Raw genomic sequence first — 26,264 nt, 5'->3', positions numbered from 1 at the left:
CGTATGTCTGGAAGTTTATTATTTGAAGCGATTGTTTTTCTTGCTGGTGCCATTATTTGTGTATCAATAGCTAAACGATTGGGTTTAAGTTCGGTAATTGGATATTTATTAGCAGGTGTACTCATTGGTCCTTATGTGTTCGGGTTTATTGGTGAAGAAGGTGAAGATATTTTACACTTTGCAGAGTTTGGCGTTGTAGTAATGCTGTTTTTAATTGGTCTAGAAATTGAACCAAAAAATTTCTGGAACATGCGAAAATCCATACTTGGTATGGGTGGAATACAAGTGGCATTAACAGTAGGTCTAACTTATGTGTTCTTTGTATTTTTAGGTTACGAATGGCAGGTTGCACTCGCTATTGGTATGGCTGTAGCACTGTCATCAACCGCAATTGCTTTGCAAACTATAAAGGAAAAAGGATTAATGAATACCACCTTTGGTTCAAGCTCGTTTTCCATCTTATTATTCCAAGATATCATCGTCATATTTATGATTGGTGCTTTACCATTATTAAGTAATTCTTCGGAACATACGAGTAATGAAGCATCACATTCTACATCAAGTTTAATTGAAAGTTTACCTATAGGATTACAAACTTTAGCCATTATTTTATCTGTTGTTGTTATTGTATTGGCTGGTCGTTTTGTAGTGATACCTATGTTGCGCAAAGTAGCTAAAACAGGTGTTAGAGAATTGTTGATTGCTGCTGCATTTTTAATTGTTTTCGGGATTTCATATTTAATGGAATTTGTAGGCTTAAGCCCTGCATTAGGTGCCTTTTTAGGTGGTGTGGTTTTATCTACAAGCGAGTTTAAACACGAGTTAGAAAGCACGCTAGAACCGTTTAAAAACCTTCTACTCGGTCTCTTTTTTATGGCAGTTGGTGCCTCTATTAATTTTGTGGTGATTGCGAATAGCCCGTTAACAATTGGCGGTATTTTACTCGCTATTGTTGCCATAAAAGCGTTGGTATTATTTATTACAGGGCGTATTTTCAAATTAAAACTCGATCAAAATGTATTGTTAACCTTTAGTTTAGCTCAAGTAGGTGAGTTTGCATTTGTATTGTTATCGTTCGCCTTTCAGCTTAATATTTTAGAGCAAGAACAAATGGATATGATGCTAGTAATAACTGCAGTATCTATGTCGTTAACACCAATTTTAGCAGTAATCAATGAGCGGTTAATTCTTCCAAAAGTAGGTACTAAAGAATCTATAAAACGACCAATGGATCATATCGCTAAATCGCAAAAAGTAATATTAGTTGGTTTTGGACATTTTGGTAGTACGGTTGGCAGATTTTTGCGTTCTCATGGCGTAGAAGCCACCATTTTAGATTTCGATTCTAACCGTGTCGATTTCCTTCGTAAAATGGGATTTGAAGTGTATTATGGTGATGCCACACGCGAAGATTTGTTAGAATCCGCAGGAATTGCAGAAGCTAAATTGCTTATTTGTGCCACAAACAAAGTTTCTGTAGCCAAAGCCATCAGTAAAATTATAAAAGAAAAATATCCGCATGTTGAGATGTTGGTTCGTACTAAAAACCGTTACGACGCTTACGAGTTATTAAATCTTGATGTAACTAATATTTACCGTGAAACTTTAGATACATCTTTAGCGTTGGCGAGTGATGCACTTAATAAACTAGGCTTTAGAAAATATACTTTAAACCGTCAAGTACAGAATTTTATTAAGTATGATGAAGCTAGTTTAAGGCGGTTAGCTTCTGAACCTAAGCGGGAAGAAGACTATGTGTTTATGGCGAGAAAAGAAATAGAACAGCAAGAAAAATTGCTTGAAGATGACTTTAAACGAGGCATTGTAGCCTACGATAATCATTGGGATAGCGAACATATTAGAAAGCAATTAGAAAAATCTAGTGAAGCGTAAACTTTTAAAATTTTTAAAACGAATGGTGTTAAGCATCGTAATAGTTGTTGCTGCAATCGCATTGGTTGTGGTGTTATTTTTACAATTTAGTCCTCAATTTGGCGGAAAATCATCTAAAGAAGCAATTGAAAGTTATAAAACTTCAAAAAATTATAAGGATGGTGTATTTAAAAACACCAAAGATGTTAAACTCGATATGAGTTTAAAAGATATGGGTAAAGCGTTAATGGGCTTTTTTAAAAGTCAGCCAAATACAAAACCAGAACACGATTTACCTTCAATAAAAATTGATTCTTTAAATATTGCTAATTACAAAGGTGATACACGGTTAGTTTGGTTTGGGCATTCAACATTTTTACTGCAAACTCAAGGTAAAACTATTTTGATAGACCCGATGTTAAGCAGTGTTCCTGCGCCACATCCAACTTTAGGAAGTAAGCGTTTTTCTGAAGAATTGCCAATTACAATTGGACAATTACCAAAAATTGATGCCGTACTAATTTCTCACGATCATTACGATCATTTAGATTACGAATCGATAAAGGCTTTAAAAGATAAAGTTGGTCACTTTTATATGCCACTTGGCGTTGGTGCACATTTACTTGAATGGAACGTTGATAAAAACAAAATTACAGAACTCGACTGGTGGCAAGAAACCACGTTTAATGATTTAAAATTTGTATGTACACCAGCGCAACATTTTTCTGGTCGCGGATTATCCGATAGGGCAAAAACATTATGGTCGTCGTGGGTAATTCAATCCAAAAATGACAATATTTTCTTTAGTGGCGATAGTGGTTATGCAGATCATTTTAAAGAAATAGGCGAGAAGTACGGTCCGTTTGACTTCGCCATGATAGAATGCGGTCAGTACAACAAAATGTGGCCAGACATACATATGTTTCCTGAAGAAACGGTACAAGCCGGAATTGATGTAAATGCGAAAAAAGTAATGCCAATACATTGGGGCGCATTTAAACTTGCAATGCATTCATGGACAGATCCTGTAGAGCGATTTACAGCAACAGCAAAAACAAAAAAATTAAATGTGGTAACACCTAAAATTGGTGAAGAAATATATATTAAAGATAGCAGTTTTACAACAAAAAATTGGTGGAAATAATTGATGCCAAAAGATATCCCAAATATTGAGTTTAATACAAAAAAACCAAATAATTCTGGTATAGAGATTCTTACCATTGAAAGTTTAGCCACTCGTAGAGATTTGGTTAAAGACCATCACCCAGAAAAAGCACATCAAGTCCCTTTTTATATGATTGTGTACTATACCGAAGGCGAAAGTAAGCAACTAGCAGAGTTTGTTTAATTTTAAATCAGTATCTTAAGAAAGAATTAGGTTACAGCGCAAAACAGTTAAAAATTAAACCGTTTTGGAATCCGTTAAAAAAAGGATTAGAATAATGACATTAAGCACAAAATATCAGCAAATACGTCAAGAAACACTCTCATTTTGCAAGCATTTAACTATTGAAGATTTTTCAATTCAAGTGGTACAATTTGCAAGTCCAGCAAAATGGCATTTAGCACATACTACTTGGTTTTTTGAAACATTTATTCTAAAAACATACAGTAAAAATTATAAGGTGTTTAATGATGATTTCAACTTTTTGTTCAATAGTTATTACAATAATGTTGGCTCTCGTATTTTGCAAGCCAACAGAGGCAATATGTCTAGACCAAGTATTGATAAAGTGTTTGAATACAGAAGTTATGTAGATAAACACATGATGACACTTTTAAACGCTACAACCAATAAAAGACTGTTAGACTTGGTTACGCTTGGTTTAAATCATGAGCAACAACATCAAGAACTTTTGTTAACCGATGTTAAATACATGCTGGGTCATAATCCGTTATTTCCTGTGTTTAATTCCGACTATAATTTAGTGAAAGATTACAATACAGATAACGCGTTAGTAACCATAAAATCTGGGAATTATACCATTGGTTATCAAGGTGATGATTTTTGTTATGATAATGAATTAGGCGTGCATCAAGTACACTTAAATGATTTTGAAATACATACCCATTTGGTGACAAATGGTGAGTATTTAGAATTTATGAATTCTGGTGCGTATTCAGATTTTAATCTTTGGTTAGATGAAGGTTGGACATGGTTAAACCAAAACAACATTAAAGCACCTTTATATTGGCATAAAAAAGATGATGAATGGTACCAATATACCTTAGCTGGATTGCAAAAGGTAGATCCGTTAGCACTAGTAAGTCATGTTAGTTTTTTTGAAGCGCAAGCGTTTGCAGAATGGAAAGGTATGCGATTGCCTACAGAATTTGAATGGGAAATTGCATCACGAAAATTTGATTGGGGAAAACGCTGGGAATGGACAAATAGCGCTTATTTACCATACCCAAACTTTGTAAAAGAAAATGGGGCAGTAGGTGAGTATAACGGAAAATTTATGAGCAGTAAAATGGTGTTAAGAGGTGCTTCTGTTGCAACGTCTAAAAACCATAGCAGACCAACGTATCGCAATTTTTTTAATCCAGCACAACGCTGGCAATACACAGGAATTAGACTTGTAAAATAGATGACAAATACATTTAAAGAAGACGTTAGGAAAGGTTTAGAGCAACCTCTTAAAACATTGCCTTCAAAATACTTTTATGATAAAAAAGGCGATGCGCTTTTTGTAGAAATAATGAACTTGCCAGAGTACTATTTAACACGATGCGAGTTAGAAATTTTTCAAAACAAAACAAACGCTTTAATTGAGGCTTTGCAGTTAAAAACCAATAGCCATTTTGAACTTATTGAACTTGGTGCTGGCGATGGGTTAAAAACCAAACATTTGCTTAAAGCTTTGATAGATCAGCATTTTAATTTTGAATATATACCTATAGATATTTCGGCAAATGCATTACAGTTATTACAAAAGGATTTAAATAAAACTTTACCAAATGTAGCTGTAACACCAAAACAAGGTGATTATTTTGAGGTTTTAGCATCATTAAAACACAATAATAAACCAAAGGTTATTTTGTTTTTAGGTTCTAATATTGGCAATATGGATGATGTAATAGCGCAACAATTCATTTATAATTTAAGTGCTAACCTTCAAAAAAATGATATGCTTTTATTGGGTGTAGATTTAATAAAATCTGAAGATATCGTATTACCAGCTTATAACGATTCTAAAGGCATTACAGCACAATTCAATTTAAATATTTTAGAGCGAATTAACAACGAGTTAGAAGCCAATTTTAATTTAGATAATTTTGAACATCTTCCAAAATATGATGCCGTTAAAGGTATTGCTGAAAGCTATATTTTAAGCACAAAAGCGCAAACAGTAAGCATTAAAGCTATGAATGCTACGTTTGATTTTGATGAAGGTGAAAAAATTCATACTGAAATTTCAAGAAAGTATAATGATAAATTAATTCATAGTGTTATTGCAAATACCGATTTTACAATAGAAGATAAAATTTTAGACAGCAAAGCTTATTTTGCAGATTATATCTTAAAACGCCATTAGTTATGAGTGATAATACACTAGTAGTTTTAGGATTAGGAAGTCGGTCTACAGCCTTTTATTTACAAGCACTTAATAAAGAATATAATGCCAAGTTTGGTGGTTATAGTACCTGTCCGTTGGTTCTGTATAACGTTAACTTTCATGCAATAAACACATTACTTCCTAAACCTTCAAAAGCTCTAAAAGACGTATTACAACCATCATTTTCAGCCATCCAATCATTTAAAACTTCACATGTATTAATTCCTAATATTACACTTCATGAAACGCTAGATGAGATGTTAATTCCACAACAAATTATTCATCCTATTCATTTAACAATAAATGCTATTAAGGCTAAACAATTAAATAAAGTTGTAGTGTTTGGTTCTATATATACCATGTCTTCAAATTATATAAAAGACGCTTTAAATGCTCATAATATAGATGTTTTAGTACCTAATGCATCAGAAATGAAGCTTATTGATACTGTAAGACAAGCTATTTACAATCATACCGAAACCGATGATTTAATGGATTCATACTTCAATTTATGTAATACATACGCATTAAAACACACCATTGTTTTGGCGTGTACAGAACTATCAATTATTAAACCTAAAAACGATACAATACTTGATATGGCGCAATTGCAAATTGAAAGTGCAATAAATTTGCTATAGAAGTAGGTTTAATATTTGACATTTTTAGGAACATATTTATCTATATTAAAGATGGTGAAACACGAAATTCTGCCGGAAAAAAGCAAGTGTACTTACACTAGTAGAGCAGCTTAAGCAATAGCTTACACCTAATTGCTTATCGAAGAAAAACATAATAAAATTACTTATAAATTAACAGACGAAGCCATTACACAAGGAAAACTTGCTAATTATATTAATAGAGTATATGGCATAAGTTTACGTTAAATATTTATAAGGTAATTATTCCTATCTACTGTCTAGGAGTGAACAAATAAGCTAATGATCTTGTTAAAATTATATAGCCAGTTAAAGATTGGATGTATTATTTATACAAAAAACACTGATACGTCAGGAAATAAACCATTTTGGTTTCAAGTTAATCAATAGAGATTTGAGTATCTGTAGGCTTTGTAACAGAAATAAATTTAGTAAGTAAAAACAAAGCGACTATATGACTTATTACAATAAGAGTTGTAAATATCTTGTCATAATGTAAAAATTCATTAATCAAACTAAAAAACATTTGAAAGAAATAAGAAATACCTGCAATTAGTAAAATTAGTCCATTTTGGTATAATTGACTTAAATAAATAAGAGCTATAACTATAAAAAAAGCTGCAAAAAAAGACATTGTACAAAACGCAAAAAATACTTGGTTGTTGGGTAATGTTTCAATTAATAATCGAAGTACATAAAAAAACACATAAGCCACAAGCGCAACACTAATTAAAACAGAAGGCGTTAAAATTTTTTTTATTTTCTGCTCATGTAAATAGCGTTTTAAAACAGCTAGATTACATAATAAAAACAATCCATTTAAAAGGGTTATATATATAAAATTGGTTTTAAAATCAGAAAAAATCAATACATCAGCAATTATAACACAAACTAAACTTAGTGCATAAAGCATGTGTGTTTTAGTGTTTTTAACAGAAATATATTTAATTAATAAACATATAACTGTTAAGGGTAAAGTGTAAATTAAAGAGTCTTTTTCTTTAAATAGACTTAAAAAAATAGAGGCCATAAAACAAACTATTATAAATACATTTATAATAGATATTTTGTTTAATATCTTTTGATTTAAAAAGCTCAAGGTTTTATATGTTAATGAAAATAATTTTTCCTAAACAATTTATTAAAGTCTACATTCATGTAAGTTACTAATGTTATTTAAAAAGATTAAGGTTTTCTTAAATAATTTTGCATAGAAACATTCTAAATTGCTATAGATTAAAGTGTTAAAACTTTTTTGCAATCTAATTAAAGTTAAAATGTAAGATCTCTTAAGCATGTTATAGTGTTTAGAATATGCAACTAAAATGATTATTTTTAACTAACTTCTAGAATAATTAATAAATAACGTTTAAGCGTATAATATTAAAAATACACCAAGTAAAATCCCAAAAAGAGGTACTAGTTTTTTTCGCTTATTTTGTTCTTTAAAAATGATGCCTCCTACCAAAACAGCAATCAAAATTTGACTTCGTTTTATTGCCGATAGAAGCATAATTAATGCTTCTGGATCTTGTAGAGCTTTAAAATAGAAATAATCTGCAGCTTGAAGTAACACACCAACAGCTATAATGCTCCATCTAAATTTAAAAGCAGCTCGTTTATGCTTGTAAGGAAACCAAGTTATGCTTAAAATTAGTATTAAAATAATTATGGTGTAAAAACTAAACCAAAATTGTAATGTTTGTGGATTTAAATTTAAACTCTGAATTAAAAATTTATCATATAAACCGCTACTAGCACCTAAAAATGTGGCACCAATAATAGCGAAAATGTATTTATTTTTCTTAAAAACAATACCTTCCTTTTTTCCTATTTTAGAATAAAGAAGTACCGAAAAAATGATAAGAAAAAAACCAACCCATTGATAAGCATTAGGTGCTTCTTTATATATAAAAATAGCACCAATAAATGTGAAAAAAGGACCAGCAGACCTAATTGGTGTGACAATAGTAATGGGTAAATGTTTTAAAGCTTGATAGGCTAGAAGCCATGATCCAGCCATTATTAAAGACTTTATTATTATAAACCCGTGTTGAGACCAAGATATATTTTGAAAATTATAGCCATGTTGCTGTGCATACTCTGGATAAAAAATAGATAATACATAGAAAGAAGCTATAAATATAAACCCGCTAACCACAGTTCCTAGTAATACAGGGAAAGATTCGTTACCACGTACCGCATGTTTTTTACATAAGTTGTGTAAACCTAAAAAAAGTGCTGCTAAAAGCCCTAAATACATCCACATAATGGGCGCGAATATAAGTTTTTACACTGTTTAAATCTTTTTTTGAAAATGTTTTTTAACTTTTTATACTAGAAAACATTCGCGAGTTTTCTTTTTTAAGAAATATTCAGGAACAAATCATTATGATTTGGATGTAAATTGTGTAATTACAGAATGAATAATTTTTATAAAAAGGTTAAAAAGGCTTGTATCTGACTTAGTTCTGATTGCAAATTATGTTTGTTTTAAATTACAATATGACCCTGACCTTTAAATCTTTCATAAAGACTAGGATAATTTGATTTAAATGTATCCTTTATAAATTCTAAAGGGACATCTTCAAAATGACCATAATCTTCAATGTAGGTCATAAATTTATGATCGTCTTTATTGTATTCTTGCAACACAGCATCTTCGGTACCATTAAAATCTAAAACATCTACATTGTAAATAGTACATAGTTCTTTATTAAACGCAGGCGAACATTTAACCCATTTGCCATTATAAAATACATCTACCAAACCATGAGGTGCCAGCTCGTTAGTGCCAATCACTTTTTCTAAACGTTCTGTAGCAATGTGGTTAGATACTTTAGCTAAATGTAACCTTGCAGGAATATTAAAGGCGCGTAAACAAGCAATGTATAAAATGGCTTTATCTATGCAATGTCCATCTGGTTTTTTTGCAATATTACTAGCTTTAAAATGTACTTTTGTTAAACCAATATTAAAAGGTAAATAACGCCAACCATCTCTAACCTTTAGATACAATTGTTCTATAATATCTTGCTGAGAAGTTAAATGTTCGACGTTTTTTATAATATCTTTTATGACAGAACTGTCGTAGTCGTAATAATATGTTTTTTCGGTGTAATCCATATTACAAATTTATAACATTTCGCCTCTTGCAGGATAACCTGAAGACACAATATAATCTACAGCCTTTACAAATGACGGTAAATAAGGTCTTCCCCAAGGATTACTATTTATAGCAGAATAATAGACTTTATTGTTATTGTCTATTAAAAATAGTCCTGGTTCACTAAATGTGTCTGGTTCACCGTCTTTTACAGCTTTACTTAAATATAATCCCCAGTTTTTAGCTGTTTCTAAATCTAAGTTATAACCTAATTGTAATTCTGATAGTTCCCATTTTTGACGTGATAAGCGTGCTCTAGACTCAGAATCCATACTTACAGCAATAACGTTAACGCCTCTTTCTTTAAATTCTGGTAATAACTCTTCTAATTGTTGTAAATATTTTTTGCACAATGGGCAATGTAAACCTCTATAAAAAACCACTAAAGTGAAATTTTCTGGTTGCTGATTGTTAATCTGCCATTCGTTACCATCTAATACCGGAAAAGTTAAATTTGGTGCTGCGTGCTTTGGTGTTGGTCTGTTCATTTTATAGTTTTTTTATTTAAAGAGAGAGCTCTTTAATGGATTATAGTTTTTGAATTAGTTCTTCATTTATATGTTTTTCAAATCTTGCAAAGTCATTTTCAATATCTGGATTTTTCATCACATCGTAAGCAAAAAATGTTTTTAAAGGCTCTAAACCAAACCATTTAAAGTTGAGATGCATTGGTAATAACAAGTCGTCTTCACTTTTACCAGCAAAAAAAGGCTCGTCAGGATTGTTAAAAGCCTCTTTAGGCGCATTTGCAGTTACAGACATCATATATTTGCCTTTTAACAAACCACCTAAACCATAATTCTTTTTTGGTGCTTCAGAAGTACGACCATCACCTTGCGATAGTTTTCCCATCATTCCTGCGGTAAATACATCATCCATATATTTTTTAAACGACCACGTAATGCCCATCCAGTTTAAGGGCGTTTGTAAAAATACCACATCTGCCCAAAGAAATTTTTCTACTTCCTCATCTACATTGTATTCATTTTGAGTTACGGTAGTTTTGATATTTAAGTTAGCCTCTTTTAATTGAGCTGATAGTTTTTCAACAAAAGATTGATTTAATTTTCCTTCTGCAAAGGGATAATATTGATGACCATTAATAATTAAAATATTTTTCATTTTTATAAAATTTTAAATTAGTATTGCAAAGAAACTAATAATAGTTTATTTTTGAAACTAATATAAAATAAACCACATTATAAAGTGGTTACAAAACGGTAACTAATGGGAAGAAAGGTCATTGATAATCCAAATGTATGTTCTTTAGTTCATGCCATGAATGTTATAGGAAATAAGTGGAAACCGATTTTAATTTACTTATTAGCTAACGGAAGTTTACGCTTTGGTAAGTTGTTAATGTTTACACCTACCATATCAAAAAAAGTATTGACAGAACAATTACGAGAGCTTGAAGAAGATGGGATTATTATTAGAAAAAAATATGCCGAAATACCACCACGTGTAGAATATTCTTTATCTGAAAAAGGCAAAGCTTTACTACCAATTCTTAAAAGTTTGAGCCAATGGACTCAAGACAGCTATAATGAAATAGAGTTTGAGGCATGCAGAATTGTAACTTTATAATTTCTATTTTTGCAGCATGCAAGACAAATACCAACTCTTAAAACAACATTTTGAAGAAATTGTAACACTTACTGATGAAGAGTGGAATTTTATTGCACCTCATTTTGAACATAAAAAACTTAAAAAACATCAGTTTTTAATTCAAACAGGACAACCTGTAGATTGTGAATTTTGGATTATCAACGGACTAATAAAATCTTATGCTGTAGATGAAAAAGGTAGCGAGCACATTCTTCAGTTTGCTATGGAAGACTATTGGGTTAGCGACTATTATGCATTTCAGCATCAAATACCTGCCACAATTTTTGTAGATTGTATTGAAGATTCTGAGTTTTTCTGTTTGTCTTTAGAAAGTCGTGAAACCATTTGTCAAAAAATTCCTGCTATGGCAAATTTCTTCCGAATAAAATCTAATTACGGATTTATCGGTTTGCAGCAACGTATCCTGTCTTTATTAACACAAACTGCCGAAGAACGTTACGACGCTTTATTATTTAAACTTCCAAAATTAGTACAGCGCGTACCTAAAAAACTGATTGCAGCCTATTTAGGTGTATCTAGAGAAACCTTAAGCCGTTTTAAAGGTTAAAAAAGTGATATACATCACATTTTTTTGTTGCGATACATCACTTTAAAATCGTGACATACATCCTCGCACAAGTAGTGCTTTTCATTGAATTTTGTACCAGAATTTTAAAACAAAAAACAAAACAATGAAAACAAAATTTTATTTCTCAGCAATCGCTTTGCTTTTTAGCATTGCCTTAATAGCACAAACACAACAAGACAAACCAAGCGTATTAATGGTGCTATCTAGTCATCAAGAATTAGGTGATACAGGTAAAGACACTGGTTATTATTTAAGTGAAGTTACCCATGCTTACGAGGTTTTTGAAGCTAATAATTATGAAATAACCTTAGTAAGTCCAGAAGGCGGCAATCCACCAGTAGATGGTTTCGATCTTAAAGATGAAGTGAATAATAAATATTGGAATGATTCAACATTTCAGAATAAACTTCAAAACACATTAAAAGTTTCAAAAGTAAAAGCTAAAGATTACGATGCCATTTATTATGCTGGCGGACATGGCACAATGTGGGATTTTCCAAACAATAAAAAGCTAGCAAAAATTGCTGCAAAAATTTATGAAAACGACGGTGTTGTAGCAGCTGTTTGTCATGGTCCTTCGGCTTTAGTAAATATTAAATTATCTAATGGTAATTATTTAGTTGAAGGTAAAACGGTAAGCGTATTTACTAATGAAGAAGAAGCTAATGTAAAATTAGAAAACGTGGTGCCATTTTTATTAGAAGATAAACTTATTGAACGTGGTGCGACTGTAGATAAAGCAGCTATGTGGCAGGAAAAAGTAAGCGTAGATGAACGTTTAGTAACAGGTCAAAATCCTGCTTCTGCAAAATTAACAGCAGAAAAAATTGTAGAACTTTTAGAGGATAAACACTAAAAATGAAAACGCAAACAGCAACTCTAAAAGCTAAATCTAAACGTAAAAGTTTACCAGCAGCATTATGGGCATTAACCATTAGTGCATTTGGTATAGGAACTACAGAGTTTGTTATTGTTGGCTTACTGCCAACAGTAGCAAACGATTTAAACACCTCAATATCCTCTGCAGGTTTATTAGTCAGTTTATACGCAGTTGGTGTTGCAATTGGTGCGCCAGTATTAACCGCTTTAACAAGTCAAATAGCAAGAAAACGTCTGCTAATTGCTATAATGCTATTGTTTATAATTGGTAACGGATTGGCAGCTATTGCACCAAGTTTTATCTTACTAATTTTAGCAAGAATCTTAACAGGTTTTGCGCATGGTGTGTTCTTTTCAATAGGCTCAACTATTGCGGCTAGTTTAGTACCGGAAGATAAACGTGCTTCTGCTATTTCTATAATGTTTGCTGGTTTAACTGTAGCAATCGTTACAGGTGTACCATTAGGAACCTATATAGGTCAAAATATTGGATGGCGTGCCACCTTTATAAGTGTTGCTATTTTAGGAATTATTGGTGCAGTAGCAAGTTACTTATTGGTAACAGCGTCGATTAAAACATCAAAACCACTTCGTATTGTAGATCAGTTAAAAGTACTTAAAAATCGTTCTATTTTACTTGTGCTTGCTATCACAGCTTTAGGTTATGGTGGTACTTTTGTAACCTTTACTTATTTAGCACCATTATTAGAAGAAGTTACTGGTTTTTCAGGAAATATGACGAGTATTTTATTACTAGTTTACGGTATCGCAATAGCGTTAGGAAATGTTATTGGTGGTAAAGTATCTAACAAAAAGCCAGGAAAAGCCTTAATGGTGATGTTTGCCTTACAAGCTATAGTATTATTTATACTTTATTTTACAGCATCTAGCCAAATATGGTCGGTTGTTACACTATTTTTTATGGGCATATTAGCTTTTTCTAATGTGCCTGCTTTACAATTGTATGTGGTAAAAATGTCTGAAAAATATTTACCAGGTACCGAAGATGTTTCATCTGCTTTAAATATAGCAGCCTTTAATGTAGGTATTGCAATTGGCGCTTATGTTGGTGGACTTATTGTTGAATCTTCGCTTGGTGTTGGCGCAACACCTTGGGTTGGAAGCATATTAGTAATAGTCGGCTTTTTAATCACTTTGATTTTATACAAAAAAGAAAAACTTTAGAACAATGAAAACTTTACAATTTAGAAATAACGACGAAATTCCAATCTTAGGTCTTGGTACCTTTAGATCAGAACCTAATGAAGTGTACACGTCTGTATACGAAGCTATAAAAATTGGATATAGACATATTGATTGTGCTTCAGTATATGGTAACGAAAAAGAAGTGGGAAACGCGATTGCAGATGCCATTAAAGAAGGTATTGTTACACGTGAAGACTTATGGATTACTTCAAAATTATGGAGCGATTCTCATGGAAGAGAAAACGTTATTCCTGCGTTACAAAACACCTTAAACGATTTACAGTTAGAGTATTTAGATTTATATCTCATCCATTGGCCAGTTGCCTTTAAAAAAGGTGTCGAGTTTCCTAAAACAGCAGAAGAATTTATTCCGCTTGAAGACAAACCTCTTACGGACACATGGAAAGGTATGGAAGATGCTTTAGAGCAAGGCTTAACCAAGCATATTGGGATGAGTAATTTCAACCAAAATGATTTGATAAATATTATTGATCATGCTAAACATTTACCAGAAATGCTTCAGGTAGAAGTGCATCCGTTTTTACAACAAAACGAACTGTTAGAATTTGCTAAAACACATCGCATTCACATGACAGCTTATGCACCAATTGGTTCTGGTGCAAATGATGATGACGAATTAATTTTGTTGAAAAACAAGACTATTAACGACATCGCAACCGCTAATAACATGACTGCAGCACAAGTACTTTTAGCTTGGGACATACAACGTGGTGTTTCAGTCATACCAAAATCGGTTAACCCAAAACGTCTACAAGAAAACTTTGATACCATTCATTTTGAATTGAAAGAAGACGATATGAAACGTATTGAAGCTTTAGATAAAAATCATCGTTTTATAGATGGTACATTTTGGGAAGTTGAAAACGGTCCGTATACCGCAGACAGTATTTGGAATGCTTAATAAAACAACATCAGGTAGCTGTGTAGTTACCTGATGTTATTGAATTCAAAAAATTGCTATGAAAAATTTTGATAAACTCTACACACCAGGCAAAATGACGCTTGGTATTGAGTTTCCTTTAGATAACGATTGGTCTTTAGAAGGCGATAAAAAACGAAAGGAAGACGGTAGACCATTTGGCGTGCCAGATATAAGCAAGCATTTACAGTACGTTAAACAAATTGATAAGGCTGGTTTTGCTGCAGTTTGGATTAGAGAAGTACCCGTTTACGATCCTAATTTTGGTGATGGCACACAGTTATTTGACACCTTAAGTTATTTAGGCTATTTATCTGCCGCAACTAAAAATGTGTTGTTAGGTACAGCTGCAATAGTTTCACCTTTACATCAACCTATAAAACTAGCTAAAGCAACCGCTACGATAGAACATCTAAGTGATAGCCGACTTATTTTAGGCTTGGGTTTGGGTGATAGACCTGTTGAGTTTCCTATGTATGGCATAGATTATCAAGAGCGACCAAAATTGTTTAGAGATCATCTTAATATTATGCAAGAGGCTTGGAAAACCAACAGCGATTTATCTACCATATATCCATTTTTAAATAAAGATGTTGAGGTGTACCCAAAACCAAAACATCAGATTCCGCTAGTTGTTGCAGGACATTCCGGACAAAGTCTTGAGTGGATTGCCAAAAATGCCAACGGTTGGTTTAATTACCCAAGAACACCAGAAGAAACCTATTTAAACCGTAAACGATGGTGCGAAGCGTTATACGATACAGATCAGGCTTGCAAACCTTATATTTCGGCATTTCATTTAAATCTGTTACAAGATGATGATGCCACATTTAAACCACATCGATTTGGTGGTGCAATTGGTATTAATCATTTAACCGAATTATTAAAAGCCTACGAAGAGGCAGGTGTAAACCACATGGCATTACATTTACGAAAATCTGATACACCTTTGGATGAGACGATTTCAAAAATTGAAAAAGTTGTGCTTCCAGAATTTATACATTAATTTCATAGCGGTTTAAGAAAGTTCTTAAACCGTTTTTTAATTTTACGTATGAAATATAAAAGTCAAGCATTTTCAATAGCTAAGCAAAAAGCTACTATTACTGTAAAATCTTCATCTATAGATTTCGGTATAACCTCAGAAACTGATCTCTCTTTACCAAATCCGGCAGAATTATTTTTATCGTCATTATCTGCTTGCATTTTAAAAAACATAGAACGTTTTTCTCGGTTTATGCATTTTGAATATGAAAGAGCAGAAATTGAAATTACAGCGACGCGCTTAGAAAAACCACCGCGAATGGATAATGTTTTTTATGAGCTAAAAATTTACAGTAAAGATGATGATCTAAACTTAAATTTACTTAAAAAAAATATTGAAAAATTTGGCACTATTTACAATACAGTAAAAGCTGTTTGTACTATAACAGGTAATATTAAGCAAACAAAATAATGCAGTTACAGTCCATTCATCATATTGCCATAATCTGTTCAAATTACGAAATGTCAAAAGCATTTTATACAGACATTCTTGGTTTTAGCATAAAAAATGAAGTTTATCGTAAAGACCGAGATTCTTACAAGTTAGATTTAGCATTAAACAATCAATATATAATAGAGTTATTTTCGTTTCCTAATCCGCCAAAACGCGTATCGCAACCAGAAGCGACAGGATTACGTCATATTGCTTTTGGTGTAAATAATTTAGAGGAAAGTTTACAATACTTGAATTCCAAAAATATTACCCATGAAGGTATTAGAATAGATCCGTTTACCAACAAGAAATTTACATTCTTTAATGATCCTGATAACTTACCTATTGAGCTGTATGAAATTTAACTTTTATTAGTTTGTATCATAGCAAACGTTCTGCAATTTCTAGCCAACTAGATACTCTGGTATAACCAGTATCGTTAATATTATGTGGTGAGTTGAAAAGTAATGTATCACCTTCAAATTTTTCTAAATTGTAAGTACGATCATCTATTAGCAAATCACCTTTTAATATAAATTTATGACCACACATAATTCGATGTTGCCAAGTAATAAATGGCATATATTGGTCTAGCCAATCGCTTTTTTCTTTTAATGAATTTGGAAACTGAGTCGCAGCAGTAGCGATATACACTTCGTGTTTGTTATATAACGCTTCCATAACTTGGATAGCATCTTTTATAGGCTCTAAATTTCTGAAAAATCCTTCTTGGTAAGCGTGTTGTAAAATACTTTTTTGATGCATTTCTGGCACGTTGTGCCATACTTCGCCAGATTTAATGTGAGCAAGAGAAAGCTCTTGTTTGTGTTCTTTATTGTATAATTCTATGTGCTTACCGTAAGTATCGGCAAGTACATCGTCCATGTCTACAAAAATTGTCATAGTTTCAATATTTTTTACAAAGCAACAAAGGTTAGGAAAGACTAACAAATACTCATGTAATATTTAATTAAGTCTTAACAGTTTAGTACGGTTTAGTAAATATTTGTAATAATTAATAAAAAAACAGAGATTTAAAATGAGTTTAAATCTCTGTTTCGCTATATAATCAAACTTTTTAATGTTTTAATTTAGTATGCCATAGTTACTATTTTCTTGGCATCTGCTGGTAATAATTCTTGTTTTTCACCAAGTTTCCAGCCACGATCTTCAAAACGTTTTTCAATTTCTTCAGCAGTACCTTCATACTTATCTGTGTAATCAGATAATTTAGTATCTATACCTAATTGATGGAAAAACGCTTCGGTTTTTTCAATAGCAGCATAAGCTTTATCGTCAATACTACCTTCAGTTACATTCCAAACACGTTCTGCGTATTGAGCTAATTTTTCTTTTTTAGATTCAAAATTATATTTGTAATGGCTAGGTGTAATTACTGCTAATGTTCTGGCGTGATCTATACCAAATAAAGCGGTTAATTCGTGTCCCATCATATGGATAGCCCAATCTGTAGGAACGCCTTGTTGTATAAGTCCGTTTAAAGCCATAGTACAACTCCACATAAAGTTAGAAGCCGCTTTAAAATCTGTTGGGTCTTCTAGTACTTTTGGAGCAACTTCTACTAAGGTTTGCATAATACTTTCGGCAAATCTATCTTGTAATAAGGCACTAATAGGGTAGGTCATGTATTGTTCTAATACATGTGTAAAGGCATCTGTTATTCCGTTTGCCAATTGACGTTGTGGAATAGAAGTAATTACCGAAGGATCTAATATTGAAAACTGCGGAAATAAACCAGGTCCGCCCATAGCTAATTTCTCTTTAGTTTCTTCTCTGGTAATTACAGCACCAGAATTCATTTCAGATCCTGTAGCAGGTAAGGTTAAAACAGTACCAAATGGCATCCCTTTTTCTGTACGTACTTTGTTTATTAAAATATCCCAAGGTGTGTCACCGTCGTAAACTGCTGCAGCCGATAAAAATTTTGTTCCATCAATTACAGAACCGCCACCAACAGCTAATAAATAGGTGATGTTTTCTTCTTTAATGACTTTTAAAGCATTCATTAAAATATCATATTCTGGATTTGCAGGAATACCTCCAAACTCGGTAACATCTACATTAGCTAAAGCGGTTTTTACTTTATCGTAAATACCATTCTTTTTAATACTACCACCACCATAAAGCATTAATACTTTGGCATCTTCTGGTATTTGATTTTTTAGTTTTTCTATTGAATCCTTTCCAAAAATGATTTTGGTAGGATTTTTAAATTCAAAATTGTTCATTTTCTTTCTCTTTTTTTAATTAGTCAATTACGGTTACTAAATCCTCCATAGGTTTTCTAACCTTTACAAGATTTACCAACCAATCATTTTCTTCTTCTCTATAACCAAGCGGTAACAATACTGCACTACGTAAGCCTTTTTCGCGTAAGCCTAAAATTTTATCTACAGCTTCAGGATCAAAACCTTCAATTGGTGTTGCGTCTACACCTTCAAAAGCAGCAGCTGTAATAGCTTGAGAAAATGCAATATAAGCTTGTTTTGCCGCGTGATTAAAGTTTTCTTCTTCGTCTTTTTGCGGATAGGCGTTAAGTAACATTTGACGGTAATTTTCCCAACCTTCATTTTTAAAACCACGAATATCGTTGGTTAAATCGAACATGTAATTTATGCGATCAGCAGTGTACGTGTCCCAAGCAGCAAAAACGAGTAGGTGAGAGCACTCTGTAATAACTCTTTGGTTCCAAGCTATTGGTTTAATTTGTTCTTTAATGTCTTGGTTTTTTACCACAAAAATTTCGAAAGGTTGCAAACCACTAGACGTTGGTGCTAATCGTGCAGCTTCTAAAATACGTTCTACTTTTTCTTCTGGTACGGCTTTACCGTTCATAGCCTTAGCGGCATATCTCCAATTTAATTTATCTAATAATTCCATAGGTTGTTTTTATTTTTTTATACTGTTCCAAGCTGCTTCAAAAGCATTTTTAATTAAGGTATCATCTAAAGTAATTGCGCCACGTTTTTGAGCTAACATTAAAAAAGCTAACGGGTTTATAGCGTAGGCATATAAAATATAGTCTGAATATGGTTTTATAATACCTTCGGCTTTACCTTTTGCCCATAAATCTAGTAGCGGTTGTAAATGTTTAATGCCTTCTTGTCTGCTAGCTTCATCTATCATTGGTGTATTATCACATTGAGCTAAAAACAAAGCGTGTTCGCATTGCTTAAGCTTAAAATCTGCAATACGATTCCAGATGTATTGAAACGCTTCTTTTACAGGTGCGTTGGCATTATAACCGTTAAACGCATATTTAGTGTATTCACTTTTTACTTCTATATAAGTTTGATTTACTAAATCTTGTTTGTTTTCAAAATATAAATAGATCGTTGCTGGCGATACATTAGCCATTTTAGCAATCTTACTCATAGGTGTAGCGTGGAAACCATTGTTGTTTACCAAATCAATAGTTGCCTTAACTAAAGCGTTACGTTTGTCTATGCTTTTTTGAAGTTTTGCCATTACTTTTAATTCTACAATGCAAAGATATTTAAAAAATAAATGAACGTTTATTTTTTAACAAAGGTTTAATTAATTAAGGATATAAATAAGCGAAAATACAGAAATGCATATCCATAGTAATACACCAAGGATAAGAGGTTTGCTTCCTGTTTGTTTAATGTCTTTTATTGAAATTGAAGTACCTACAAGAAACAAAGTAGTTATTAATAAACGTTTGGCAATAATAACGATGTTGTTAGAAATGTTTTCTGGGATAAGATGATAACTGTTCAAAATAATAGCGACAATAAAAGCGAGAATAAATAAAGGAAATTTAATTTTCTTATTAGAGTTTTTAAAAGCAAACAATGAGACGATAGCAAGAGGAATAATCCATAGTGTTCTGGATAGTTTTACGGTAGTTGCTATTCTTAAAGCCTCATCACCATAGTTAATTGCCGCTCCAACAACCGAACTGGTATCATGTATAGCAACTGCACACCAAAGTCCAAATTGCTCTTGTGTTAAATTAAAATAATGTCCTAAAGCAGGAAATACAAATAAGGCAATAGAGTTAAGCAAAAAAACAATAACTAATGCCATGCTTATTGTCTTAGGTTTTGCTTTAATTGTAGGTGCAATTGCTGCTATAGCACTACCACCGCAAATTGCTGTTCCGGATGTGATTAGATGTCCTAGTTTTAAATCTATTTTTAAGAGTTTAGTACAAATAATACCAACACTTAATGTAAGAATAATTGTAAATATGGTTAGTCCAAAACCATCTTTAGTTGTCTGTAATGTCTCTGTAATAAACATACCAAACCCTAAGCCTACAACAGCTATTTTTAATAATAAATGTATTGCTTTGGAATTATAAGCCTTATAAGGATTATTAAAAATTAAGACAAAAATAAACCCTAATATAAGCGCTAAATAACTGCTTAAATATCCTAAAAGTGAAAGTGTTATTATAAATAAATAAGTGAGTTTTGCTAAGCTATTTTTCATACCGTTAAATTTTATTAACGATACAAAATTAGAGTTAAGCTATAATTTAACACCAAATTATTTTAGCATTAAGCATAACTAAAAGTTATGACTGTTTTTTATAAAACGTTCCAAGTTTTCAAGTTGTTTTGAGATGTATCCTGTACGTTTTACAAAGTAAAACCATCGATTTATAGTAAAATCTTTAATGTCTATTACTTTTAGTCTATTACTTATTAAGTCTTCTGTAACAGCATTTATAGAAAGTAGTGCGTAATCTTCAGAATGATATAAATAATTTTTAATAGCTTGAGTACTATTAAAGGTAACAACTACATTATTTAATTTAAGATTGTTTATTTTCAGCGTTGAATCTATAATACTCTTTGTACCAGATCCAGATTCACGTTGTGCTATAGGTAAATTTACCAAAGTGTCTTTTGTAATAATACCTTTAGAAAATGAAGTGTTATTAGCGTTTGTAACTAAAACAATTTCATCTTTTATAAATTTAGAATAGTGCAGTTTTGGGTTAGAGCTTTGTCCTTCGGTAATACCAAAATTAATAGTCTCTTTTAGGATTAAGTCTTCAATAGCAATTGTATTGTCGCTAATAATATTGAAAATTGTATTAGGAAATTGATTTCTGAATTTCGCTATTGTTTTTGGTAAAACATAATTGGATAGAGTAGTGCTTACACCTAAATTTATAGTCTCCGGAAATGTTTCATTCTTATAAAGAAACTGCTCGTCCATTTGATTATAAATTTCTATAATCTTATTGACATAAATTAAAAAAGACTTTCCTTCTTTGGTTAAATTTATTGAGTTTCTTTTTCTTGTAAAGAAAGATGTTTTATATGTCTCTTCTAGGTTTCTTATAGTTTTTGAAATTGCAGGTTGAGAGATGTGTAGCTGTTCTGCTGCTTTAGTAAAGCTTAGATGTTGTGCAACGACTTTAAATATGTGTAGTTTTGTTTGCATAACTTACTTTATGATTTTGGTTTTTTGTAATATAGAAGTAACCTTTTTGTATGCTAATAGATATAACGTTGCTGTAAAAAAACCTATTAATGTACCATAATATATACCAAATTTTGGATAAACTATAGATACCGTTAACGAATAAATTATTAATGAAAACATGCCAATAGGTACATTTTTTATAATGGTATGTACGTGTTTTTTTGAATATGTAAAATGAATAATAAGCATTAACGGAAAAAGCGTAGTAGGAAAAGCAGAAAATAATCCTGACCAGTTAGATGCAAAATATTTTGGTGCATTAGTTATGGTTAAAATTATTAAAGCCGCACAAATAGCTCGTAAAAAAAGAATACGATAATTTAATTTTACTTTTTGGCTAATGGTAATATTTTCGATTTGCTTAAATAATCTAATGTAAAGTAAAGCGAATATTACAGGAATAATTATAGCAACATAGGTGTTCAGTTCTAAGAATGATAATATCCAAACAACTAACAGATATGCTGAAATACCACTAATAGAAGACCAAAGGATATTATAAGTTTTAAAGTATAATGACGCTTTATAATATACATATACAAAGGTAAGAGCAGCTGTAAGGCCTACCATATTAAATATGGCACTTTCGGCAGCAAATTCGGGTGATTCTTCTAATCCAAAAAAGAATAATGTAATGGCAGATCCTGTTGGATAACCTGATAAAATTCCTGCAATTTTAGGACTAACATTTTCTGCTAAATACGATAAACCTACAACAAAACATATTGCAACTAAAAGCTTTATAACTATTAAATATTCCACAGGATTTCAAAATTTTGAAAATGAATAAAAAGCTACAAATGTAGTATAACAGTTTTAAGTAGTCGCTTTACTTTTTTATATAAACAGTTTTTTTGTTGACAAACTCTAAAATTCCTTCTTTAGATAACTCTCTTCCATATCCAGAAGCTTTTGTACCACCAAATGGTAATCTAGGATCAGATTTTACCATATCATTAATAAATAATGCTCCATCTGGTATATCTCCTATGTAATTATAAATATTATCTGTGTTTTCAGTAAAAATCATAGTACCTAAACCAAATCTTGAGTTTGCAGCTAACTTAATTGCATGTTCGTTATCTTTTGCTTTGATTACAGCAGCAACAGGACCAAAGGTTTCTTCTTTAAATACAGGCATATCTTCAGTCACATCGGTAATAATGGTAGGTTCATAATAAGCTTTATTTCTTTTATTACCTAAAGTTATTTTTGCACCCAAGTCTATAGATTTATTAACCTGTTGTTCTAATTCTTCAGCTAAGTCTTCTCTAGCCATAACACCAATAAAAGTGTCTGAATCTTCAGGGTTACCAGAGTTTAGCTTAGAAACTTCATCCTTAAAGCGACTTAAAAACTGATCATAAATTTTTTCAGATACAATAAATCGTTTGGCAGCAATACAGCTTTGACCAGTATTTTGCATTCTAGCCTTAACCATAGTATCTATGTGTTTATCTAAATTAGCATCGTCAAAAACCACACAAGCATTATTTCCTCCTAATTCTAAAACAGTTTTTTTAAGATTTTTTCCAGCTACAGCAGCTATGTTTCTACCTGCAGGTTCGCTTCCTGTTAGTGTAACCGCTTTAACAATATCGTTTTCAATAATATATTCAATTTGATCGTGGTTAACTAACAGCGTTTGAAAACAACCTTTTGGATAACCAGCTTCTTCAAATAAATCTTGAATTGCTAATGCTGTACTAGTTACATTAGAAGCATGTTTAAGCAAGCCAACGTTACCAGCTGTAAGTGAAGGTACAGCAAAACGCATTACTTGCCAAAATGGGTAATTCCAAGGCATTACCGCTAGTACTACACCTAAAGGATCATAACTAATAAAACTTTCTTTTGCGTCTGTTTCAATAATACTGTCTGCAAGAAAATCTTCTGCATTAGTAATATAAAAATCGCATAGCCAAACACATTTTTCTATTTCTGCAATGCTTTGAGAAATTGGTTTTCCCATTTCTTCAGTCATTAGTTTTGCATAAATTTCTTTCTTGTCTTCTAATAAGTTTGCTAAGTTTTGTAAAAGTTTTGTACGCTCTTTTATTTCTTTAGTTTTCCAGTTCTCAAAAGTGTTTTGTGCATTATCAAGAATTATTTTTAACTCATTATCTGTATGATAATTGTAAGTTTTAAGTTCTTTTTGATTGTAAGGATTTGATGTTATAATTGAGTTTTTCATAGTAAATTTTATTTGTGTTAAAATTATGGATTATTCGTAAAAATAGTTTTAATTAAATGTGTTTTAACAAACTTTTATCAATTTATTTAAATTTTTATTAAGAATATTTCAATAAATACTTGTTAATTTTGAGATGAGGCGTTAATGATACGTTTCACTTCAAATTAATATTAACAATCAAAAAAAATTATTATGAGCAACAACACAAATTCAGCATTAGGATTATTATTAGGAGGAGCAATTGGAGCAACTTTAGGAATCTTATTTGCGCCAGATAAAGGAAGTAATACTAGAAAAAAATTAAGAGACGAAGCTATAGCTACTAAAGAGAATCTTGCTACTAGTGCAATGGATTTAAAAGATCAAGTAGCTAATACATTAACAACAAAAAAAGCAACTTTAGATGCACAATTAGAAAGTGTGGTTTCTGACGCTAGTTACAAAGCAGATGATGTTATTTCTACTTTAGAAAAGAAGCTTAAAGATTTAAAAGAAAGAAATAAAAAATTACAGAAATAAAATGTCTGTATTTGAACAAATCAACCAAACCTCAAGTCAAGCAGTAGATAAAGGTGAAGAGTTTTTAAAAAAATCTCACGAGTACTACAGACTTAAAATTTTCCAACAACTTACATCTTCTGTAAGCTTGTTGGTAAAAGCTGTAGTAGTTGGTGCTTTTATCTTAGTTGGACTTTTGTTTTTAGCAATATCTGCAGCAATCGGTATAGGTAAAGCTTTAGGTAGCGTATCATTAGGTTATCTAATAGTTGGTGCAATATTTATACTTATTTCTGTATTGTTTTATATGTTTAGAAGTAAGATAAATAACAAAGTCATTGCATCACTTTCAAAAACCTTTTTTGACTAATGAAAACACAATATAAAACACAAGAAGATATAAAAAGGGACTTGCATAGATTACAATTAGAAAAGCAAATTGCTTGGGAAGAACTTAAGGTTGTAAAAAGCGACTTTAAAGATACTTTACAGCCTTACACTTGGATACAAACAGGTTTTAAAATGGCATCCAAAGTAGGAATAATGATGTTAATTAAAAAAATTATAAAATAAACCGCTATTAATATGAATATTTTTGAATCTATTAGAAAAGACCACGATACGCAAAGAGAATTACTTGATCAACTTGTACAAACTACAGGTGATACAAAAAAGCGTGATACAATTTTTAAGAAATTGAAAAAAGAGCTTGAAGTGCATGCAGATGCAGAAGAAAGACACTTTTATAAACCATTAATAAGTGATGATATGATGCAAGATAAAGCTAGACATGGTATTGCAGAACATCATGAAATTGATGAACTTATAGAAAAGCTAGAAGATACAGACTATGACTCTTCTGCTTGGTTAAAATATGCTAAAGATTTAAAAGAAAAAGTAGAACATCATCTAGAAGATGAAGAACATTCATTCTTTCAATTAGCTGGGAAAGTGTTTAATCAAACGCAAAAAGAAGACTTAGCTAAAAAATATAGAAGTTACATGATAGAAAATTTATAGGTGAAAAGCACATCAATAAATAAAAAACTTTACAATCAAATTCTTTTACAACCAGAAAAGGTTATAGAAGAATTTGATTTGGTTTACACCAATCCTTCACATCTAAATATTCAAAGATTTAAAGAAAATAAGACCTTCATATTTAAATATAAAGGGAAAAATTTGACAGATCAAACTCAACTTAAAAGAATAGAAGGTTTAGTAATTCCACCAGCTTGGCGGCAAGTTAAAATTTCTTCACTTTCAAACACACATCTTCAGGCAGTAGGCAGAGATGCAAAACATAGAAAACAGTATAAATACCATCAAAAATGGAAAGAAATACGAAACCAAACTAAATACTACAAAATGGTTTTGTTTGCAAACCATCTACCCAATATTAGAAAAAAAGTAGACCAAGATTTAGATCAAAAACAATGGACAAAATCTAAGGTTTTAGCATTAGTTGTAAAATTAATGGAAGAAACACATATAAGAATAGGTAACAGTCAATATGCAAAAAAGAATAAAACATACGGACTAACCACATTAAGATCAAGACACGTTAATACTTATAAAGATAAAATTCAGTTTGAATTTGTTGGTAAAAAAGGAAAAGAACACAAAGTTTCAATTAGAAATAAAAAGTTAATTAGACTTGTTAATAAATGTGAAGAAATTCCTGGTTGGGAATTATTCCAGTACTACGATCAAGAAGGAAACAAGCAAAAAATAGATAGCACATTATTAAACCAATACCTAAAAGAAATAAGCGGTACCATCTTTACTGCAAAAGATTTTAGGACATGGGCAGCATCTATAATATTTTTTGAATCGTTGTTAGAATTAGGAACAGAAAAAGATAAAAACCAAAACAAAAAAAATATTCTTAAAGCAATAGACGTCGCTGCTAAAGAATTAGGAAACACAAGAAATGTTTGTAAAAAATATTATATACATCCAGCAATAATTAGTAGTTATGAAGATGGAAGTATAGAACAGTTTTTTAATAAAGCAAAAAAACAATCACTTGAAACAGAATATTTCACTTCTTCAGAAAAAGCTTTAAAACAGCTTTTAAAATCATATACAGTAAAACTATAATCTTAATAAAAACAACTTTAATCTTAAAG

32 protein-coding genes are annotated in these 26,264 nt (G+C 31.4%); 19 read left to right on the top strand and 13 right to left on the bottom strand.

Annotated features, from left to right (window positions below; all coding sequences use genetic code 11):
* The first annotated feature begins 3 nt into the window (after positions 1-3).
* The 6 genes from H574_RS0111060 to H574_RS0111035 all read left to right on the top strand — a co-directional run bounded on the left by H574_RS0111060 (position 4) and on the right by H574_RS0111035 (position 6,073).
* The gene (locus H574_RS0111060) at positions 4-1,893 is read left to right on the top strand and encodes a monovalent cation:proton antiporter-2 (CPA2) family protein (protein ID WP_027880642.1); all 1,890 of its coding nucleotides are present in this window, start codon (positions 4-6) and stop codon (positions 1,891-1,893) included.
* Positions 1,894-1,915: 22 nt separating this feature from the next.
* Positions 1,916-3,016, top strand: a complete 1,101-nt coding sequence (locus H574_RS0111055) for an MBL fold metallo-hydrolase (RefSeq protein WP_027880641.1) — start codon at positions 1,916-1,918, stop codon at positions 3,014-3,016.
* Positions 3,017-3,019: 3 nt separating this feature from the next.
* Positions 3,020-3,220, top strand: a complete 201-nt coding sequence (locus H574_RS0111050) for a hypothetical protein (protein ID WP_027880640.1) — start codon at positions 3,020-3,022, stop codon at positions 3,218-3,220.
* Between the two features lie 94 nt (positions 3,221-3,314).
* Entirely contained in the window at positions 3,315-4,463 is a 1,149-nt protein-coding gene (egtB, locus tag H574_RS0111045; RefSeq protein WP_027880639.1) for an ergothioneine biosynthesis protein EgtB, read from the top strand.
* Positions 4,464-5,411, top strand: coding sequence for an L-histidine N(alpha)-methyltransferase (gene egtD, locus H574_RS0111040; RefSeq protein ID WP_027880638.1), 948 nt, complete (start codon positions 4,464-4,466; stop codon positions 5,409-5,411).
* Between the two features lie 2 nt (positions 5,412-5,413).
* Positions 5,414-6,073 (top strand): aspartate/glutamate racemase family protein, encoded by a 660-nt coding sequence (locus H574_RS0111035; protein ID WP_027880637.1) that lies wholly within the window; start codon positions 5,414-5,416, stop codon positions 6,071-6,073.
* A gap of 397 nt (positions 6,074-6,470) precedes the next feature.
* Here the strand turns inward: H574_RS0111035 and H574_RS0111030 are convergent, their stop codons facing one another.
* The 5 genes from H574_RS0111030 to H574_RS0111010 form a co-directional block, all read right to left on the bottom strand.
* Positions 6,471-7,121, bottom strand: a complete 651-nt coding sequence (locus tag H574_RS0111030; RefSeq protein WP_027880636.1) for a hypothetical protein — start codon at positions 7,119-7,121, stop codon at positions 6,471-6,473.
* Between the two features lie 339 nt (positions 7,122-7,460).
* On the bottom strand, positions 7,461-8,360 hold the full coding sequence (locus H574_RS0111025) for an EamA family transporter (protein ID WP_027880635.1): 900 nt from the start codon (positions 8,358-8,360) through the stop codon (positions 7,461-7,463).
* Positions 8,361-8,584: 224 nt separating this feature from the next.
* On the bottom strand, positions 8,585-9,217 hold the full coding sequence (locus tag H574_RS0111020; protein WP_027880634.1) for a transglutaminase-like domain-containing protein: 633 nt from the start codon (positions 9,215-9,217) through the stop codon (positions 8,585-8,587).
* A gap of 9 nt (positions 9,218-9,226) precedes the next feature.
* Positions 9,227-9,745, bottom strand: coding sequence for a peroxiredoxin-like family protein (locus H574_RS0111015; protein WP_027880633.1), 519 nt, complete (start codon positions 9,743-9,745; stop codon positions 9,227-9,229).
* 40 nt (positions 9,746-9,785) lie between these two features.
* On the bottom strand, positions 9,786-10,379 hold the full coding sequence (locus H574_RS0111010) for an NAD(P)H-dependent oxidoreductase (RefSeq protein ID WP_027880632.1): 594 nt from the start codon (positions 10,377-10,379) through the stop codon (positions 9,786-9,788).
* A 105-nt stretch (positions 10,380-10,484) separates the two neighbouring features.
* On the opposite strand from H574_RS0111010, the gene H574_RS0111005 reads away from it, so the two are divergent.
* The 8 genes from H574_RS0111005 to gloA2 all read left to right on the top strand — a co-directional run bounded on the left by H574_RS0111005 (position 10,485) and on the right by gloA2 (position 16,321).
* A complete protein-coding gene (locus H574_RS0111005; RefSeq protein WP_027880631.1) occupies positions 10,485-10,844 on the top strand; it encodes a winged helix-turn-helix transcriptional regulator in 360 nt (119 codons plus the stop codon).
* A 16-nt stretch (positions 10,845-10,860) separates the two neighbouring features.
* A complete protein-coding gene (locus H574_RS0111000; protein ID WP_027880630.1) occupies positions 10,861-11,433 on the top strand; it encodes a Crp/Fnr family transcriptional regulator in 573 nt (190 codons plus the stop codon).
* Positions 11,434-11,557: 124 nt separating this feature from the next.
* A complete protein-coding gene (locus H574_RS0110995) occupies positions 11,558-12,310 on the top strand; it encodes a type 1 glutamine amidotransferase domain-containing protein (protein ID WP_027880629.1) in 753 nt (250 codons plus the stop codon).
* 2 nt (positions 12,311-12,312) lie between these two features.
* Positions 12,313-13,518 carry an MFS transporter gene (locus H574_RS0110990; protein ID WP_027880628.1) on the top strand — a complete coding sequence of 402 codons (1,206 nt, stop codon included), beginning with the start codon at positions 12,313-12,315 and terminating at the stop codon, positions 13,516-13,518.
* 4 nt (positions 13,519-13,522) lie between these two features.
* Complete coding sequence (locus H574_RS0110985; RefSeq protein ID WP_027880627.1) at positions 13,523-14,461, top strand: aldo/keto reductase; 939 nt, start codon at positions 13,523-13,525, stop codon at positions 14,459-14,461.
* Between the two features lie 58 nt (positions 14,462-14,519).
* A complete protein-coding gene (locus H574_RS0110980; RefSeq protein WP_036227582.1) occupies positions 14,520-15,485 on the top strand; it encodes a TIGR03571 family LLM class oxidoreductase in 966 nt (321 codons plus the stop codon).
* Between the two features lie 48 nt (positions 15,486-15,533).
* On the top strand, positions 15,534-15,935 hold the full coding sequence (locus H574_RS0110975; RefSeq protein WP_027880625.1) for an OsmC family protein: 402 nt from the start codon (positions 15,534-15,536) through the stop codon (positions 15,933-15,935).
* On the top strand, positions 15,935-16,321 hold the full coding sequence (gloA2, locus tag H574_RS0110970) for an SMU1112c/YaeR family gloxylase I-like metalloprotein (protein ID WP_027880624.1): 387 nt from the start codon (positions 15,935-15,937) through the stop codon (positions 16,319-16,321). The genes H574_RS0110975 and gloA2 overlap by 1 nt, the downstream gene beginning before the upstream one ends.
* Positions 16,322-16,337: 16 nt before the next feature.
* Here gloA2 and H574_RS0110965 read toward each other — a convergent pair whose 3' ends face one another.
* The 8 genes from H574_RS0110965 to H574_RS0110930 all read right to left on the bottom strand — a co-directional run bounded on the left by H574_RS0110965 (position 16,338) and on the right by H574_RS0110930 (position 23,634).
* The gene (locus tag H574_RS0110965) at positions 16,338-16,859 is read right to left on the bottom strand and encodes a 5' nucleotidase, NT5C type (RefSeq protein WP_027880623.1); all 522 of its coding nucleotides are present in this window, start codon (positions 16,857-16,859) and stop codon (positions 16,338-16,340) included.
* Between the two features lie 188 nt (positions 16,860-17,047).
* Positions 17,048-18,205, bottom strand: a complete 1,158-nt coding sequence (locus H574_RS0110960; protein WP_027880622.1) for an iron-containing alcohol dehydrogenase — start codon at positions 18,203-18,205, stop codon at positions 17,048-17,050.
* Between the two features lie 19 nt (positions 18,206-18,224).
* The gene (locus tag H574_RS0110955) at positions 18,225-18,857 is read right to left on the bottom strand and encodes an NAD(P)H-dependent oxidoreductase (RefSeq protein ID WP_027880621.1); all 633 of its coding nucleotides are present in this window, start codon (positions 18,855-18,857) and stop codon (positions 18,225-18,227) included.
* Positions 18,858-18,866: 9 nt separating this feature from the next.
* Positions 18,867-19,445, bottom strand: coding sequence for a TetR/AcrR family transcriptional regulator (locus tag H574_RS0110950; RefSeq protein ID WP_027880620.1), 579 nt, complete (start codon positions 19,443-19,445; stop codon positions 18,867-18,869).
* Between the two features lie 69 nt (positions 19,446-19,514).
* Positions 19,515-20,435, bottom strand: a complete 921-nt coding sequence (locus H574_RS0110945) for a YeiH family protein (RefSeq protein WP_027880619.1) — start codon at positions 20,433-20,435, stop codon at positions 19,515-19,517.
* Between the two features lie 78 nt (positions 20,436-20,513).
* The gene (locus H574_RS0110940; RefSeq protein ID WP_027880618.1) at positions 20,514-21,398 is read right to left on the bottom strand and encodes a LysR family transcriptional regulator; all 885 of its coding nucleotides are present in this window, start codon (positions 21,396-21,398) and stop codon (positions 20,514-20,516) included.
* 3 nt (positions 21,399-21,401) lie between these two features.
* Positions 21,402-22,202, bottom strand: coding sequence for a hypothetical protein (locus tag H574_RS0110935; RefSeq protein ID WP_027880617.1), 801 nt, complete (start codon positions 22,200-22,202; stop codon positions 21,402-21,404).
* A gap of 67 nt (positions 22,203-22,269) precedes the next feature.
* A complete protein-coding gene (locus H574_RS0110930) occupies positions 22,270-23,634 on the bottom strand; it encodes an NAD-dependent succinate-semialdehyde dehydrogenase (RefSeq protein WP_027880616.1) in 1,365 nt (454 codons plus the stop codon).
* Between the two features lie 192 nt (positions 23,635-23,826).
* Between H574_RS0110930 and H574_RS0110925 the strand changes: the two genes are divergently transcribed.
* From H574_RS0110925 to H574_RS0110905, 5 genes are read left to right on the top strand one after another with little or no spacing between them, the layout of a single operon-like run.
* Entirely contained in the window at positions 23,827-24,153 is a 327-nt protein-coding gene (locus tag H574_RS0110925) for a YtxH domain-containing protein (protein WP_027880615.1), read from the top strand.
* Position 24,154: 1 nt separating this feature from the next.
* Positions 24,155-24,502 carry a phage holin family protein gene (locus H574_RS0110920; RefSeq protein ID WP_027880614.1) on the top strand — a complete coding sequence of 116 codons (348 nt, stop codon included), beginning with the start codon at positions 24,155-24,157 and terminating at the stop codon, positions 24,500-24,502.
* The gene (locus H574_RS0110915; RefSeq protein ID WP_027880613.1) at positions 24,502-24,705 is read left to right on the top strand and encodes a hypothetical protein; all 204 of its coding nucleotides are present in this window, start codon (positions 24,502-24,504) and stop codon (positions 24,703-24,705) included. Before H574_RS0110920 ends, H574_RS0110915 begins: the two co-directional genes overlap by 1 nt.
* A 12-nt stretch (positions 24,706-24,717) precedes the next feature.
* A complete protein-coding gene (locus tag H574_RS0110910; protein ID WP_027880612.1) occupies positions 24,718-25,152 on the top strand; it encodes a hemerythrin domain-containing protein in 435 nt (144 codons plus the stop codon).
* A complete protein-coding gene (locus tag H574_RS0110905) occupies positions 25,153-26,235 on the top strand; it encodes a DNA topoisomerase IB (protein WP_027880611.1) in 1,083 nt (360 codons plus the stop codon).
* The last annotated feature ends 29 nt before the right edge of the window (positions 26,236-26,264 follow it).

The sequence above is a fragment of the Mesoflavibacter zeaxanthinifaciens DSM 18436 genome, from assembly GCF_000422365.1.
In the GTDB taxonomy this organism is placed as follows: Bacteria; Bacteroidota; Bacteroidia; order Flavobacteriales; family Flavobacteriaceae; genus Mesoflavibacter; species Mesoflavibacter zeaxanthinifaciens.
The sequence above is the reverse complement of the archived record's forward strand: the minus strand, read 5'-3'. Positions and strand labels throughout refer to the sequence as shown.

Excerpts from the sequence above, each read along its gene's own strand:
- H574_RS0110950 (WP_027880620.1), bottom strand. The coding sequence starts at position 19,445 with ATGGCAAAACTTCAAAAAAGCATAGACAAACGTAACGCTTTAGTTAAG.
- H574_RS0110925 (WP_027880615.1), top strand. The coding sequence starts at position 23,827 with ATGAGCAACAACACAAATTCAGCATTAGGATTATTATTAGGAGGAGCA.
- H574_RS0111020 (WP_027880634.1), bottom strand. The coding sequence starts at position 9,217 with ATGGATTACACCGAAAAAACATATTATTACGACTACGACAGTTCTGTC.
- H574_RS0110975 (WP_027880625.1), top strand. The coding sequence starts at position 15,534 with ATGAAATATAAAAGTCAAGCATTTTCAATAGCTAAGCAAAAAGCTACT.
- H574_RS0110960 (WP_027880622.1), bottom strand. The coding sequence starts at position 18,205 with ATGAACAATTTTGAATTTAAAAATCCTACCAAAATCATTTTTGGAAAG.
- H574_RS0110955 (WP_027880621.1), bottom strand. The coding sequence starts at position 18,857 with ATGGAATTATTAGATAAATTAAATTGGAGATATGCCGCTAAGGCTATG.
- H574_RS0110985 (WP_027880627.1), top strand. The coding sequence starts at position 13,523 with ATGAAAACTTTACAATTTAGAAATAACGACGAAATTCCAATCTTAGGT.
- H574_RS0110990 (WP_027880628.1), top strand. The coding sequence starts at position 12,313 with ATGAAAACGCAAACAGCAACTCTAAAAGCTAAATCTAAACGTAAAAGT.
- H574_RS0111000 (WP_027880630.1), top strand. The coding sequence starts at position 10,861 with ATGCAAGACAAATACCAACTCTTAAAACAACATTTTGAAGAAATTGTA.
- H574_RS0110915 (WP_027880613.1), top strand. The coding sequence starts at position 24,502 with ATGAAAACACAATATAAAACACAAGAAGATATAAAAAGGGACTTGCAT.
- H574_RS0110940 (WP_027880618.1), bottom strand. The coding sequence starts at position 21,398 with ATGCAAACAAAACTACACATATTTAAAGTCGTTGCACAACATCTAAGC.
- gloA2 (WP_027880624.1), top strand. The coding sequence starts at position 15,935 with ATGCAGTTACAGTCCATTCATCATATTGCCATAATCTGTTCAAATTAC.
- H574_RS0111030 (WP_027880636.1), bottom strand. The coding sequence starts at position 7,121 with ATGGCCTCTATTTTTTTAAGTCTATTTAAAGAAAAAGACTCTTTAATT.
- H574_RS0111060 (WP_027880642.1), top strand. The coding sequence starts at position 4 with ATGTCTGGAAGTTTATTATTTGAAGCGATTGTTTTTCTTGCTGGTGCC.
- H574_RS0110910 (WP_027880612.1), top strand. The coding sequence starts at position 24,718 with ATGAATATTTTTGAATCTATTAGAAAAGACCACGATACGCAAAGAGAA.
- H574_RS0110945 (WP_027880619.1), bottom strand. The coding sequence starts at position 20,435 with ATGAAAAATAGCTTAGCAAAACTCACTTATTTATTTATAATAACACTT.
- H574_RS0111055 (WP_027880641.1), top strand. The coding sequence starts at position 1,916 with ATGGTGTTAAGCATCGTAATAGTTGTTGCTGCAATCGCATTGGTTGTG.
- H574_RS0111050 (WP_027880640.1), top strand. The coding sequence starts at position 3,020 with ATGCCAAAAGATATCCCAAATATTGAGTTTAATACAAAAAAACCAAAT.
- egtD (WP_027880638.1), top strand. The coding sequence starts at position 4,464 with ATGACAAATACATTTAAAGAAGACGTTAGGAAAGGTTTAGAGCAACCT.
- H574_RS0110980 (WP_036227582.1), top strand. The coding sequence starts at position 14,520 with ATGAAAAATTTTGATAAACTCTACACACCAGGCAAAATGACGCTTGGT.
- egtB (WP_027880639.1), top strand. The coding sequence starts at position 3,315 with ATGACATTAAGCACAAAATATCAGCAAATACGTCAAGAAACACTCTCA.
- H574_RS0111010 (WP_027880632.1), bottom strand. The coding sequence starts at position 10,379 with ATGAAAAATATTTTAATTATTAATGGTCATCAATATTATCCCTTTGCA.
- H574_RS0111025 (WP_027880635.1), bottom strand. The coding sequence starts at position 8,360 with ATGTGGATGTATTTAGGGCTTTTAGCAGCACTTTTTTTAGGTTTACAC.
- H574_RS0111035 (WP_027880637.1), top strand. The coding sequence starts at position 5,414 with ATGAGTGATAATACACTAGTAGTTTTAGGATTAGGAAGTCGGTCTACA.
- H574_RS0110930 (WP_027880616.1), bottom strand. The coding sequence starts at position 23,634 with ATGAAAAACTCAATTATAACATCAAATCCTTACAATCAAAAAGAACTT.
- H574_RS0111015 (WP_027880633.1), bottom strand. The coding sequence starts at position 9,745 with ATGAACAGACCAACACCAAAGCACGCAGCACCAAATTTAACTTTTCCG.
- H574_RS0111005 (WP_027880631.1), top strand. The coding sequence starts at position 10,485 with ATGGGAAGAAAGGTCATTGATAATCCAAATGTATGTTCTTTAGTTCAT.
- H574_RS0110995 (WP_027880629.1), top strand. The coding sequence starts at position 11,558 with ATGAAAACAAAATTTTATTTCTCAGCAATCGCTTTGCTTTTTAGCATT.
- H574_RS0110920 (WP_027880614.1), top strand. The coding sequence starts at position 24,155 with ATGTCTGTATTTGAACAAATCAACCAAACCTCAAGTCAAGCAGTAGAT.
- H574_RS0110965 (WP_027880623.1), bottom strand. The coding sequence starts at position 16,859 with ATGACAATTTTTGTAGACATGGACGATGTACTTGCCGATACTTACGGT.